This is a genomic window from Micromonospora sp. DT68, assembly GCF_049847245.1.
In the GTDB taxonomy this organism is placed as follows: Bacteria; Actinomycetota; Actinomycetes; order Mycobacteriales; family Micromonosporaceae; genus Micromonospora; species Micromonospora profundi.
The window spans coordinates 41,670-54,659 of sequence record NZ_JBNCNZ010000028.1 but is presented as its reverse complement, the minus strand read 5'-3'; the positions used below and the strand labels follow the sequence as shown (position 1 = coordinate 54,659).

Here is a 12,990-nt window from a genome sequence, read left to right as displayed (position 1 = left end):
TCGCCGACTGGATCGCCACCCGCGGCTACGCCACCAGCTGACACCACAACGCACGCACGACCGAAGGGCCGGACCCCACACAGGGGACCGGCCCTTCGTCATGCACGTCAGCCGGCGGCGAGAACGAGCGACCCCGTGGCCCACCGACCCGAAGGGCCGGACCCACCCAGGGCCCGGCCCTTCACCGTCATACAGCCAGCCAGCCAGCCAGCCGGCCGCGAGCACGGCCGGGACCACATGGTCCGCCGGCCCCTTTGGAGCTGATGCCGTAAACGATTCAGCGTGTGGCTGTCGTGAAGCGATCCAGCGCGCTGACCGCCGCGAGAAGTCCGACCGTACGAGCGAACGGGATCGCCCGCGAGGCCACGTACCCGATGGGTTGCTGGCGATGGCCACCGTCTGCGGCCCACGATCGGAGGCACCGCACACACCCTGCAGTGCGTCCTAGGAGGCTAGGGGTGAGGAGGGCGACAGAGGCCGCCCGGGTTGCGTAACTAGCAAGACGGACGTACGGTTTTATTCGAGATCGGATCGGCTGATAAGTGTCCCCTAACTTCGGCGGCACCCCGGCCGGTACGACAGACTGCTCAGGACTACTCACGGTCGCTGGTGTGAAGGAGTACGACGTGGCGAGCCTCGACACCTTCGGTGCGAAGACCCAGCTACGCGTCGGAGACGCGAGCTACGAGATTTTCCGGATCGACAAGGTGGACGGGCAAGACCGACTGCCGTACAGCCTGAAGATCCTCCTGGAGAACCTGCTGCGGACCGAGGACGGCGCGAACATCACCGCCGACCACATCCGTCAGCTCGGCGGATGGGACCCCACCGCCGCCCCGAGTGTGGAGATCCAGTTCACCCCGGCGCGGGTGCTCATGCAGGACTTCACAGGCGTGCCCTGCGTGGTCGACCTGGCCACGATGCGTGAGGCCGTACGCGACCTGGGTGGCGACGCCACGAAGGTCAACCCCCTCGCCCCGGCCGAGCTGGTCATCGACCACTCGGTGATCGCCGACCTGTTCGGCCGCGAGGACGCGTTCGCCCGCAACGTGGAGCTTGAGTACGAGCGCAACAAGGAGCGCTACCAGTTCCTGCGCTGGGGTCAGACCGCGTTCAACGAGTTCAAGGTCGTCCCGCCGGGCACCGGCATCGTGCACCAGGTCAACATCGAGTACCTGGCCCGTACGATCATGGAGCGCAACGGCCAGGCGTACCCGGACACGGTTGTCGGCACCGACTCGCACACCACGATGGTCAACGGCCTTGGTGTGCTGGGTTGGGGCGTCGGTGGCATCGAGGCCGAGGCCGCGATGCTCGGCCAGCCGGTCAGCATGCTGATCCCCCGGGTGGTGGGCTTCAAGCTGCACGGCGAGATGCCGGCCGGCACGACCGCGACCGACCTGGTGCTGACCATCACCGAGATGCTGCGTAAGCACGGTGTGGTCGGCAAGTTCGTCGAGTTCTACGGCCCGGGCGTGAGCGCGGTGCCGCTTGCCAACCGGGCCACCATCGGCAACATGTCCCCGGAGTACGGCTCCACGGTGGCGATCTTCCCGATCGACGCGGAGACCATCCGCTACCTGGAGCTGACCGGCCGCGACGCGTCTCAGGTCGCGCTCGTCGAGGCGTACGCCAAGGAGCAGGGCCTCTGGCACGACCCGGAGGCCGAGCCGGCGTACTCGGAGCGCTTGGAGCTGGATCTCAGCTCCATCGAGCCGTCGCTCGCCGGCCCGAAGCGTCCGCAGGACCGGGTGCCGCTTGGTGCCGCCAAGACGCTGTTCCGCTCGGCGCTTACCGACTACGTCGCCGACGACTCCGCTGGTGAGCGTGACCTCAAGCCGGGCGTGGCCCGTGAGGAGTTGCCGCGCGGCGCCAACGGCCCGGCCGACGAGGCAAGCGCCGAGTCGTTCCCGGCCAGCGACCCGCCGGCCAACGAGTTCAGCGACCCGGCCGACGAGCCGCGCGACCTGGAGACCGCTGCGGTCGGCGCGGGCGGCCGGGCCACCAACCCGGTCCGCGTGACCGGCGCGGACGGCGTCGAGTACGAGCTGGACCACGGCGCTGTGGTGATCGCCGCGATCACCTCCTGCACCAACACGTCGAACCCGCAGGTGATGATCGGCGCGGCCCTGCTTGCCCGTAACGCGGTGGAGAAGGGCCTGAGCCGCAAGCCGTGGGTGAAGACCACCCTGGCCCCGGGCTCCAAGGTCGTCATGGACTACTACGAGCGGGCCGGCTTGACGCCGTACCTGGACAAGCTCGGCTTCAACCTGGTCGGCTACGGCTGCACCACCTGCATCGGCAACTCGGGCCCGCTGCCCGAGGAGGTGTCGGCCGCCGTCAACGAGCACGACCTGTCGGTGGTGTCGGTGCTGTCGGGCAACCGGAACTTCGAGGGCCGGATCAACCCGGACGTCAAGATGAACTACCTGGCGTCCCCGCCGCTTGTCGTCGCCTACGCCCTCGCCGGCACGATGGACATCGACCTGGCAAACGAGCCGATCGGTGAGGACAGCGAGGGCAACCCGGTCTTCCTGCGGGAGATCTGGCCGAACAGCGCCGAGATCCAGGACGTCATCGCACAGGCGATCGGCGCGACCGGGTTCAGCGCCGCGTACGCCGATGTCTTCGCCGGTGACGAGCGGTGGCAGTCGCTGCCCACCCCGACCGGCGACACGTTCGCCTGGGAGGACGACTCCACCTACGTGCGCAAGCCCCCGTACTTCGAGGGCATGCAGCGCGAGCCGCAGCCGGTCGTCGACATCTCCGGCGCCCGGGTGCTGGCCAAGCTGGGTGACTCGGTGACCACCGACCACATCTCGCCGGCCGGCTCGATCAAGGCCGACTCCCCCGCCGGGACGTACCTGGCCGAGCACGGCGTGCCGCGGCACGAGTTCAACTCGTACGGCTCCCGCCGGGGCAACCACGAGGTGATGATCCGGGGCACGTTCGCCAACATCCGGCTGCGCAACCAGTTGGTGCCCGGGGTGGAGGGCGGCTTCACCGTCAACCACCTGACCGGCGAGCAGACCTCGATCTACGACGCCTCGATGGCCTACCAGGAGGCCGGCATCCCGCTGGTGATCCTGGCCGGCAAGGAGTACGGGTCGGGTTCGTCGCGGGACTGGGCGGCCAAGGGCACCATGCTGCTGGGTGTCCGGGCGGTCATCGCCGAGTCGTACGAGCGGATCCACCGCTCCAACCTCATCGGCATGGGTGTGCTGCCGCTGCAGTTCCCGGTGGACACCACCGCCGAGTCGCTGGGGCTCACCGGCACCGAGATGTTCACCATCACCGGTGTGACGGCCCTGAACGACGGCGACACCCCGAGCACGGTGACTGTCACCACCGACACCGGCGTGGAGTTCGAGGCAGTGGTCCGGATCGACACCCCTGGTGAGGCGGACTACTACCGGCACGGCGGCATCCTGCAGTACGTGCTGCGCCGCATGATCGCCAACTGATTCGCGTACGGCTGTCACGAGGGCCGCTCCCCGCTCCGGCGGGGAGCGGCCCTCGCCGTACCGTGGTCATCGCAGCCGGAGCGCGACGGCGCGTGCCTCGGAGTCGGTGAGCGGCAGGAACCACAGGAAGCGCCGCACGATCGCGATCGGGACAGTCAGGCCCGCGCGCAGATCATCGAGCAGCCCTCGGAAATTGCTACGCTGGAGCGTCGGTGGGAACGCAGCCGGGGCGAGGCGCTGCCCCGCGCGCGGACCCTGGAACTGCTGAAGGAAGCGGCGGCGGCATGGACCTGATCGGCGCCCGGTGGCGCAAGAGCACCCGCAGCGGCGGCAACGGCGGCGACTGCGTCGAGGTCGCCGCCAACCTGCCCGGCGTGGTCGGCGTACGCGACTCGAAGGACCCGGCCGGCCCGGTGCTCACCTTCACTCCGGCCGCGTGGACCCGGTTCCTGACGCTGACCCGCCGCTGAGCCGACCGCCGATGGTGGCACGCCTGTCGGGCGCTCGCGCTACGCTGCCGCCGATTCCGACCGGCACCCCGAGAGGCAACCCCATGGGCATGATCTTCAACGCACGTCGGCTGTCCACCGAGGACTTGGCGGCGGTGCTCGCCGATCCGGAGAAGGTCGGCACCCTGTTCCAGGGCGGCCCGGACGAGCTCGACCTCGACAAGGCGTGGCACGGCCTGCACTACCTGCTGAACGGCACCACGTACGAGGTCCGGGGCGACGCCGGGCCGGCGATCGTCGGTGGCGACCCGATCGGGCCGGACCTCGGCATGGGCCCGGCCCGGCTGCTCATGCCCGACGCCGTGCGCGTCGTGGCCGCCGGGCTCGACGCGGTGGACGACGCGACCCTGCGGGCCCGCTTCGACCCGGCGGCCATGTCCGAGGCCGAGATCTACCCGCACATCTGGGACGACGGCGACGACGAGTTCGACAACTACCTGCTGCCGAACTTCGCCGCGCTGCGCGACTTCTACCGCGACGCGGCGGCGCGCGGAGACGCCGTGCTGCTCGCCGTCACCTGAGCCGCCGCGAATCGACGCGCGGCACCTGAACCGCCGGAAAACCGGCGCGCGGCGCCGGGCGGACGCCGGTAGCGTGCCGGCGTGGGACTCGACGCGTTCGTGTACTGCCGGTGCTGGCAGGACGGCCTCGCCTCGCCGTGCCCGGTCGGTCCGGTCGGCTACGACGAGGACGGCTGGCTCGCGCTGTTGCGGCCGTGGGAGAGCAACCGGGCCGCACACGAAACGTTCGACGCCTGGCTGGCGCAGGCGTGCCCGCACGAGGCCATGGAGCAGGCGAGCGAGCACGTGTCCAACTGGGCCGGCGTGCGACTGTTCCAGCAGGCGCTGCGCACCGCCGGCCCGGAGCGGTTCCCGACGCTCGCCACCGCGCTCCCAGGCGACAACGGCGGTTCGCTGCCTGCGGACCGGGCCGCAGTCGCGCTCGCCGAGCTGGACGCGTTCGCGCACACCGCCCGGATCGCGGACGAGGTCGAGCTGATCGACGAGGCGACCGGCCGGGTGCTGATGCAGTACGTCGAGGTCTACGACGGGATGTTCATGTTCGGCCCAGCCTTTCAGGCCGGAGTCGACAGGGACGGCTTCTTCGTCCTCGACCGCGCCGACCCGCCGGTCACGCTGTTCCGGGCCACCCGGTTCATCCAGCGTCCGCTGCCCGGCGACCAGGTGGAGTTCACCGTCGGCGGGACGCGGACCGTGGTGGCGATGCGGCCGGTGGGCGAGCACGGTGGGCCGCCGCCCGAGCGGCTCGCCGTGCGTACCCGGAGCCGGTCGGGCGACGACTTCGCCCACATCGTGGAGCCGCTACGCCGGCTGTGCGCGGCGTCGGTGACCACCGGCAACCCGGTGATGTGGTGCTGACGGGCAACCCTCACCACGGGATCACGCCCGCGTCCTCGAAGTAGCCGCCGGTAGGCCCGTCGTCGGGCAGCGTCGCCAGCCGGACCGCGATCGCCGCGCCCTGCTGCGGGGTCCGCACGCCCCGGAAGCCGTTCAGGTCGGTCGCTGTGAAACCTGGGCAGGCGGCGTTGACCAGTATGTTCGTGCCGGCCAGCGCCCGGGCGTACTGGACGGTCACCGCGTTGAGCATGGTCTTCGACGGCCCGTACGCCACTGACAGCGGCCCCGTCTGGTGTTCGCCGGCCGAGGCGCTCTGCCGGGCCAGTGAGCCGACGCCGCTGGACATGTTGACGACCCGGGGCGACGCCGAGCGGCGCAGCAGCGGCAGCATCGCCTCGGTGACCCGTACGACGCCGATCACGTTGACCTCCACGGCCGCCCGCACGGCCGCCAAGTCGACGTCACCGGGCCGCTGCCGCCCGCCGCCGGTCACGCCCGCGTTGTTGACAAGCACATCGAGCCCGCCGCCCTCTGTCTCCAGCAGCCGCGCGGCGGCTGCCACGCTCGCGTCGTCGGTCACGTCCAGCGGTACGCCGAACGCGTCCACGCCGTTCGCGCGCAGCTTCGCCACTGCTGCCTCCCGACGCTGCTCGTCCCGCGCGCCGACTCCCACCCGCCAGCCGAGCGCCCCCAGGCCGGCCGCGATCTCGTACCCGATGCCCTTGTTCGCGCCCGTCACCAGCGCGATCGTCCGTTCGCTCATGGTCTCGATCCTGTCCGCGCGGCGCGCGACCCTCCAACACCGCTTCGGTAGCGGGCGATACCCGACGGGTATCGACCCGGCGGTACGGTGGCGGGGTGGAGACGCGGGAGCTTCGCTACTTCGTGTCGGTGGCCGAGGAGCTGCACTTCGGCCGGGCCGCACGCCGCCTCGGCATCGCCCAGCCGCCGCTGTCGCGGGCGATCCGGCAACTCGAACGGCGTCTCGGCGTGACCCTGCTGGAACGGGACAGCCGCAGCGTCACGCTCACCGCGGCCGGTGCGGTGCTGCTGCGGGAGGGTCGGGCCGCTCTCGACGCCGTGGAGGCCGCCGACCGACGAACCCGCCGCGCCGGTCAGGCCACGGACGGCGCCCCCGGGCTGGTGCTGGCGACAAAAGCGGGCGCGTCGAGCGAGCTGCTACCGAAACTGCTCGACGCGTACGCGGTCGAGCCGGACGCGGTCCCCGTCGAGGTGCTGCTGTGCGGCATCGGCGAACAGGAACGGCTGCTGCGCGACGGACGGGCCGACGTGGCGCTGCTGCACCTGCCATTCGACTCGACGACCGGCCTGGACTCCGAGGAACTGGTCACCGAGCAGCAGGTGGCGGTCCTGCCGGCCGGCCATCCGCTGGCCCGGCGGTCACACCTGCGGATGGCCGAGGTGCAGGCGCTGCCCGACCTGCCGATGCCGCGCTGGCCCCGGGCCGACGGGTCGTATCCGGACGGTCCGGGCCCCGAGGTCCGGGACCACGCCCAGTTGTTCCAGCTCATCGCGCTCGGCCGCGCCGCAGTGGTGCTGCCGGAGTCCTGCCGGTCGCTGCTGCTCGCCGATCTGGCAGCCGTGCCGGTGCCGGACGCGCCAGCGGTGACCACCGTGATCGCCTGGCCGCCGCACAGCCGGTCCCGGGCGATCGCCAGCCTCGTTCGGACCGCCACCCGCCTGTGACGCCGGCCCACCCGGTAGCCGACGTCCCGTAGGGAGCCGTCCCGGCCTGCACGCCGGGCAGGCCAGGCCGGCCGGGCGGCTACGGGGTGAGTTCGCCGGCCCGGGTCAGCAATGCGCGACGCTCGGCAATGGAGCCCACCGCCTCTGCCGCCCGGCGGAACAGGGTGGCGGCACGCGGCCTGTCACCCTGCCGGGCCACCAGGTCGGCCTCCACCGCCAGCGCGAGGGGATGAGCGTCCAGGGCGCCGCCGGCACGTGCCGCGTCGAGCGCCGCCAGCCCCTCCTCCGGCCCGTACGCATAGCCGTACGCCACCGCCCTGTTGAGCGCCACCACCGGCGACGACCCGAGGGCTGCCAGCGCGTCGTAGGCCCGCGCTACCGCCGGCCAGTCGGTCTCCTCGGCACTGGCTGCGGTGGCGTGGCAGGCGGCGATGCGGGCCTGCCACGCGTACGGGCCGTCGTCCCGGACCCGGGCCAGCGCGGTGAGCCCTTCGGCGACGGCCGCGCGGTCCCACCGGCGGCGGTCCTGCCGGTCGAGTGGGACGAGGTCACCGGCACCGTCGCGGCGGGCGTCGCGCCGGGAGTGCTGCAACAGCATCAACGCCCGCAGAGCGGCCACCTCGGAGTGCCCCGGCATCAGGGCGTCGAGCAGCCGGGCCAGCCGGACCGCCTCGTCGGCGAAGGCCGGCTCGCCGTCGGGGAGGTAGCCCCTGGTGAACAGCAGATACAGCACGGCGAGGACGCCGGGCAGCCGCTCGGTCAGGGCCGGCCCGCTCGGCACCCGGTACGGGATACCGGCCTGCGCGATGCGGGTCCGCGCACGGGTCAGCCGTCGGGTCATCGTCGATTCGCTCACCAGCAGGAGTCGGGCGATGTCGGTGGTCGGCACGCCGCAGACGGTCCGCAGCGTCAGCGCCACCCGCGCCTCGATGGCCAACGCAGGGTGGCAACAGGTGAAGATCAGTCGTAGTCGGTCGTCCACCACGTCCTCCCCCGCCTCGGGTTCGGGCTGCCCGTCGGTCGGCCTGAGGACCGCCAGATCGTGCAGCTTGCGGCGCTCCACGGCGGCCCGGCGCAGCACGTCGATCGCCCGGTTGCGCGCGACAGTCATCAGCCACCCGCCCGGGTTGGCCGGCACGCCGTCGGCGGGCCAGCGCTCCAGGGCGGCGGTCAGCGCCTCCTGGGTGCAGTCCTCCGCCAGCGCCCAGTCGCCGGTCACGCGGATCAGGGTCGCGACGATCCTGGGGTACGCGTGCACGCCGGCGGCCGCGGCGGCCTGCGCCGCCGCGGCCACACCCCCGTTGACGTGTCCGTCGGCCGGGGCGTGCGTACCCGTGCCAGCCGGGTCGTGCCGGCCGGCCGGGTCGTCGTCGGTCCCGGCCACCCGGTCAGTCGGACAGGATCATGAGCGGGCGCAGTTCCAGCCGCCCCTCACGTGCCATCGGGTGTGCGCGGGCCACCTCGATGGCCTCGTCCAGGTCGGCGCATTCCAGCAGGTCGAAGCCCACGATCACCTCCGTGGTCTCGGCGAACGGCCCCTCGGTGGCGAGCAGGTCACCGTTGCGTACCCGGACGGTGGTGGCCGCCGAGGCCGGCGCCAGTCGGTCGCCGGTGATGCGGCGACCACTGGCGTCGTTGTCCGTCACCCACTTCTCGACGTCGGGTAGTTCGGTCGGGTCGGTGTCCGGCTCGCTGTCGGTGCAGACGAACATCATGTACTTCAACTGACGCTCCCTCGTGTGTCCGGGTTTCGTCAGCATGACGGTCGGCCGGGGCCGTACCGGACAGCGAGGCCGACAGAATTTTCCCCGGATTCCCGGTCAGTCGCCAGCGGCGGCGCGGCGCCGGGCCTCACGGGTCTTCATGGCGTGCTCCATCAGCGTGACGAGCACCTCCTTGCTCGACTCGCGCTGGCGGGCGTCGCAGAGCAGCACCGGCACGCCCGGGTCGAGGTTCAACGCGGTCTGCACCTCGTCGAGCCGGTAGTTCCGGGCACCCTCGAAGCAGTTCACCGCCACCACGAACGGGGTGCCGCGGCCCTCGAAGTAGTCGATCGAGGGGAAGCAGTCGGCCAACCTGCGGGTGTCGGCCAGCACTACCGCGCCGATGGCACCCAACGCCAACTCGTCCCACACGAACCAGAACCGGTCCTGCCCGGGCGTACCGAACAGGTAGAGCACCAGGTCGTCGCTGATGGTGATCCGGCCGAAGTCCATGGCCACCGTGGTGGTGGTCTTGCCCTCCACCCCGGACAGGTCGTCGATGCCGACCCCGGTCTCGGTCAACACCTCCTCGGTGCGCAACGGCCGGGTCTCGCTCACCGCACCGACCATCGTGGTCTTGCCCACGCCGAAGCCACCGGCGACCAGGATCTTGATCGCGGTGGGCAGTGGGGTCGCTCCCGCCGGCCGGTCAGAGTGCCCGTAGTCCATTGATTACCGCCTCGAAGATGCTGTTGTCGGGAAGACCGGCCGTGGTCTGTGGTTCGCGTACCTGCACCAGGCTGCGGGCCGCGAGGTCGCCGAGGAGGACCCGGATGGTGCCCACCGGCAGGTCGAGGTGGGCGGCGATCTCGGCGACTGACTGTATTCGCTGGCACAGGCCGACGATCGCCAGGTGCTCGGGTCCGAGGCCCGCCTCCGGTGTGACGTCGGCTCGGGTCGCGGTGACCAGGGAGATCAGGTCGAACGTGCCGGTGACCGGGCGGGCCCTCCCGCGCGTCACCGCGTACGGGCGGACCACCGGGCCCGCATGGTCGTCCACCCACTGGTGGTCCGCGGACTCTCCCTGCACCGTCATTGCCGTTACCTCTCGCCGGCCGGCTGGGCGGTGTCCCGCGAGGGCGAGGCAACGTACTTGCCGACCCGGGTGACGAGCATCGCCATCTCGTACGCGATCAGGCCGACGTCGGCGTCCTCGCTTGCCAGAACCGCCAGGCAGGCGTTTCGGCCGGCTGCGGTGACGAACAGGAAGGACGACTGCATCTCGATGATTGTCTGCTGCACCTGCCCGCCGCCGAAGCGCTTGCCGGCGCCCCGGGCCAGGCTCTGGATGCCGGCGGCCATCGCCGCGAGGTGCTCGCCGTCGTCCCGGCTCAATCCCTGCGAGGAAGCCATCAACAGCCCGTCGGAGGAGAGCGCGACCGCGTGCTCGGCCTGCTTCACCCGCCCCACCAGATCGTCCAGCAACCACGTCAGGTCGGCACTCGAAGCCGTCTTCTGGGCCACTTTCGTCGTCCTCTTCTCGCCCGGCAGTTTGCGCCGTACTCGTCTTGGGTCTGACCGTCACACCGCGCGGAAACCGCAGCGCCGACGCTCGGTCAGGTGGCTTGCGGTTCCTCGTCGGTCGGCTCGGGCGTCGCCGCAGGCGAGGCGCCGGACGCCCCGCCGAGCAGTCGTGCCGCGTCGGTGCGACCGCGTCGGGTGCCGCTCTGGTAGGAGCTCATCATCCGGCGCACCTGCTCCGGCGGGCGTACCACGTCCTCCTCGTCGGACTCCGTCGCCGCCGGGTCGTCGCGCAGCTCGGGCACGATGTTCGCCTGCCGGATCCGTACCGGCAGGCCGGAGTCGGTCCGGTCGGTCTCCGCCCGGGCCGGCACCGGGCCACCGTCGGCGGCCGGTTCGCCGGGGCCGGTCGCCGGCTCCGCGCGATCGATAGCGGGCAGGCCGGTGGCGACAGTCGGCCCTTCCAGGGCCGACTGACCCAGGGGGCGCCGGGTCCGGGTGGGCAGCTCCGGCAGCCCGCGGGGCGGGGTCGTCCGTTGCCGGGTGGGGAGTACGACGTCCCCGTCGGCCTGGTCGGCGGCGCTGCCGGCCGGTGCCGGTGTCGCCAGCGGCGGCGTTTCCGGTGTGTTGGTGACCGACGCGGTCGGGTCCGATGCCGGTGTGGCCAGCGCGACCGGCGAGCGCAGGGCGGGACTGCCGGCGTCGCCGGCACCGGAGATCGGCGCCGCAGGCAGCGCGATGGCGGTCCCGGCCGGAGGTGTGCCGGTGTCCTCCGGGGCGACCCCGTTCTCGGTGACGAGCTCCAGCGGGATCAGCACGACGGCTGTGGTGCCGCCGTACGCCGATTCCTTCAGTCGGACCCGCACGCCGTGCCGTTCGGTCAGCCGGCTCACCACGTAGAGCCCGAGCCGGGCGGCGTTGGCGAGGTTCAACTCGGACTGGTCGACGATGCGGTGGTTGGCGGCGGCCAGGTCCTCCTCGCTCATGCCGAGACCCCGGTCCTCGATCTCGATGGCGAACCCGTTGGCCACCAGCTGACCGCGGACCTCCACTGTGGTGTGCGGTGGCGAGAACGACAGGCCGTTCTCGATGAGTTCGGCGAGCAGGTGGATGATGTCGCCGACCGCCCGGCCGGCGAGCGAGACAGGGCCGAGCGGCAGCACGTTGACCCGCGTGTAGTCCTCCACCTCGGCCACCGCGCCGCGCACCACGTCGACCATCGGAACGTTGCGCCGCCAGGCCCGGCCCGGGGTGGAGCCGGAGAGCACGATCAGGTTCTCGGCGTTGCGCCGCATCCGGGTGGCCAGGTGGTCGACCCGGAAGAGGTCCTCCAGCTCCTCCGCGTCGTGTTCGCGGCGTTCCATGGCGTCCAGGAGGGTGAGCTGGCGGTGCACCAGGGCCTGGGTGCGCCGGGCCAGGCTGAGGAAGACGTCACGGACGTTGCGACGCAGCTCGGCCTGCTCCACGGCGGTGCGCAGAGCGGTCTCCTGGACGGCGTTGAACGCCTTGCCGACCTGGCCGATCTCGTCGGTGCCGAACTCCAGCGGGGGTGCCTCGGTGGCGACGTCGACCTCCTCGCCGCGACCGAGTCGTTCCACCACGCGGGGCAGCCGTTCGTCGGCGAGCTGCCAGGCCGCCTGGCGCAGCCTCTCCAACTGGCGCAGCAGGGTCCGGGCCGTGGTGATCGAGACGACGACCGAGGCGATGACGGCGAGCAGACCCAGACCGGTGGCGAGCACGAGCCGGACGACGACCATCACCGCCACGCCGGTCGCCCGGTCCACGATGCCCTCACCGCCGGCGACGACCACGTCGTTCACCTCGGCCAGCGCCGGCTCGACGGTGCCGCGCCACTGCTCGGCGCTGACCGGCAGCTGAGTCGCCGGTCGGCCCTCGCGGATGATGCTGTCCTGTACGGCGCGCAGCCTGGTGAACGCCTCGCCCTCGACGAGTTGCTGGTAGCGGCGCTGGTCGGCGTCGGCGAGCCGGGAGCGGGTCTCCTCGCCGAGGAACCGCTCCGCGCCGACCAGGGAGACGTAGCGGGCGTACTCGGGCCCGCTCATCCGGCCGTTGCCGAACAGGCCGCTGAGCAGCGCGTCCTCCTGGGAGATCAGCTCCTTCATGCGGTTGAGCTGGATCAGGGCGGCCGCGTCGGCGGCGATCGCCTTGTCGTCGAGGCTGCCGGTGACGTCGTAGATCTGGAAGATCGACTCGATGGCGCCGGTGTAGGCGTCGGCCGCGGAGACCCTGTCGATCGAGCGGCCGAGCACCTCGGCGCGGGTCTGCTCGAGGGCGCCGATCTGGGCGATCGAGGCATCCAACTGGGCGTCGAGGGCCTTGCTGCCGGCCACGTCGACCTGCCAGTGACGGACCGAGTCGGCGAACTTCTCGGCGAGCTGCGTGGCCTTGCGCTGCTCGGCCTCCAGCGCCGCGCGCTGCTCGGCGCTGGGGTTGCTCAGGTACGCCTGCGTCAGGCGCCGCTCCAACTGAAGCTCCTGCAGCAGCGGCTCACTGGGCGCATAGACCCTGCTGTTGATCACCTGGACACCGAGCAGGTTGAAGCCGTCCCGCAAGGTGATCCACGCCGCGAACATCCAGAGCGCGACCAGGGAGAGCAGCAGGGCGACAACCTTGGTGCGGATACTCGTACCGCGAGAACGCATTGAACCGTCCCAGGCCGGGCGTTGACTCAGCTCATCAACGGGTGATCATGGATGCATCGTCCCCG

General features: G+C 71.6%; 12 protein-coding genes and 1 pseudogene. 6 read left to right on the top strand and 7 right to left on the bottom strand.

The annotated features are described in order from the left end of the window. Window positions 1–611: 611 nt before the first annotated feature. The 5 genes and pseudogenes from ACPXB1_RS29530 to ACPXB1_RS29510 all read left to right on the top strand — a co-directional run bounded on the left by ACPXB1_RS29530 (window position 612) and on the right by ACPXB1_RS29510 (window position 5,352). Window positions 612–3,464: an aconitate hydratase gene (locus tag ACPXB1_RS29530; RefSeq protein ID WP_355594431.1), complete on the top strand. Its 2,853-nt coding sequence runs from the start codon at window positions 612–614 to the stop codon at window positions 3,462–3,464. 150 nt (window positions 3,465–3,614) lie between these two features. Further along, window positions 3,615–3,758 (top strand): annotated as a pseudogene (locus ACPXB1_RS29525) (XRE family transcriptional regulator); the annotation flags it as partial. After that, on the top strand, window positions 3,749–3,934 hold the full coding sequence (locus ACPXB1_RS29520) for a DUF397 domain-containing protein (protein ID WP_355594429.1): 186 nt from the start codon (window positions 3,749–3,751) through the stop codon (window positions 3,932–3,934). The pseudogene ACPXB1_RS29525 and the gene ACPXB1_RS29520, both read left to right, overlap by 10 nt. Before the next feature lie 89 nt (window positions 3,935–4,023). Next, window positions 4,024–4,494 carry a YfbM family protein gene (locus ACPXB1_RS29515; protein WP_425736079.1) on the top strand — a complete coding sequence of 157 codons (471 nt, stop codon included), beginning with the start codon at window positions 4,024–4,026 and terminating at the stop codon, window positions 4,492–4,494. An 81-nt stretch (window positions 4,495–4,575) separates the two neighbouring features. Beyond that, window positions 4,576–5,352, top strand: coding sequence for a hypothetical protein (locus tag ACPXB1_RS29510; RefSeq protein WP_355594426.1), 777 nt, complete (start codon window positions 4,576–4,578; stop codon window positions 5,350–5,352). 10 nt (window positions 5,353–5,362) lie between these two features. On the opposite strand, the gene ACPXB1_RS29505 is transcribed toward ACPXB1_RS29510, so the two are convergent. Further along, entirely contained in the window at window positions 5,363–6,094 is a 732-nt protein-coding gene (locus tag ACPXB1_RS29505) for an SDR family oxidoreductase (protein ID WP_355594424.1), read from the bottom strand. A gap of 95 nt (window positions 6,095–6,189) precedes the next feature. Here ACPXB1_RS29505 and ACPXB1_RS29500 point away from each other — a divergent pair, with 95 nt between their 5' ends. Continuing rightward, window positions 6,190–7,038, top strand: a complete 849-nt coding sequence (locus ACPXB1_RS29500; protein ID WP_425736078.1) for a LysR family transcriptional regulator — start codon at window positions 6,190–6,192, stop codon at window positions 7,036–7,038. Between the two features lie 79 nt (window positions 7,039–7,117). Here ACPXB1_RS29500 and ACPXB1_RS29495 read toward each other — a convergent pair whose 3' ends face one another. The 6 genes from ACPXB1_RS29495 to ACPXB1_RS29470 form a co-directional block, all read right to left on the bottom strand. Next, a complete protein-coding gene (locus ACPXB1_RS29495) occupies window positions 7,118–8,332 on the bottom strand; it encodes an RNA polymerase sigma factor (protein WP_425736081.1) in 1,215 nt (404 codons plus the stop codon). Window positions 8,333–8,426: 94 nt separating this feature from the next. Next, window positions 8,427–8,762, bottom strand: coding sequence for a YciI family protein (locus ACPXB1_RS29490; RefSeq protein WP_355594420.1), 336 nt, complete (start codon window positions 8,760–8,762; stop codon window positions 8,427–8,429). A 96-nt stretch (window positions 8,763–8,858) separates the two neighbouring features. Continuing rightward, window positions 8,859–9,470 carry a GTP-binding protein gene (locus tag ACPXB1_RS29485; RefSeq protein ID WP_355594418.1) on the bottom strand — a complete coding sequence of 204 codons (612 nt, stop codon included), beginning with the start codon at window positions 9,468–9,470 and terminating at the stop codon, window positions 8,859–8,861. Further along, window positions 9,451–9,837 carry a DUF742 domain-containing protein gene (locus ACPXB1_RS29480; protein ID WP_053657059.1) on the bottom strand — a complete coding sequence of 129 codons (387 nt, stop codon included), beginning with the start codon at window positions 9,835–9,837 and terminating at the stop codon, window positions 9,451–9,453. The genes ACPXB1_RS29485 and ACPXB1_RS29480 overlap by 20 nt, the downstream gene beginning before the upstream one ends. Window positions 9,838–9,842: 5 nt before the next feature. After that, on the bottom strand, window positions 9,843–10,265 hold the full coding sequence (locus tag ACPXB1_RS29475) for a roadblock/LC7 domain-containing protein (protein ID WP_053657058.1): 423 nt from the start codon (window positions 10,263–10,265) through the stop codon (window positions 9,843–9,845). 92 nt (window positions 10,266–10,357) lie between these two features. Then, a complete protein-coding gene (locus ACPXB1_RS29470) occupies window positions 10,358–12,925 on the bottom strand; it encodes a sensor histidine kinase (RefSeq protein WP_355631389.1) in 2,568 nt (855 codons plus the stop codon). Window positions 12,926–12,990: the final 65 nt, after the last annotated feature.

Excerpts from the sequence above, each read along its gene's own strand:
- ACPXB1_RS29520 (WP_355594429.1), top strand. The coding sequence starts at position 3,749 with ATGGACCTGATCGGCGCCCGGTGGCGCAAGAGCACCCGCAGCGGCGGC.
- ACPXB1_RS29515 (WP_425736079.1), top strand. The coding sequence starts at position 4,024 with ATGATCTTCAACGCACGTCGGCTGTCCACCGAGGACTTGGCGGCGGTG.
- ACPXB1_RS29505 (WP_355594424.1), bottom strand. The coding sequence starts at position 6,094 with ATGAGCGAACGGACGATCGCGCTGGTGACGGGCGCGAACAAGGGCATC.
- ACPXB1_RS29485 (WP_355594418.1), bottom strand. The coding sequence starts at position 9,470 with ATGGACTACGGGCACTCTGACCGGCCGGCGGGAGCGACCCCACTGCCC.
- ACPXB1_RS29480 (WP_053657059.1), bottom strand. The coding sequence starts at position 9,837 with ATGACGGTGCAGGGAGAGTCCGCGGACCACCAGTGGGTGGACGACCAT.
- ACPXB1_RS29470 (WP_355631389.1), bottom strand. The coding sequence starts at position 12,925 with ATGCGTTCTCGCGGTACGAGTATCCGCACCAAGGTTGTCGCCCTGCTG.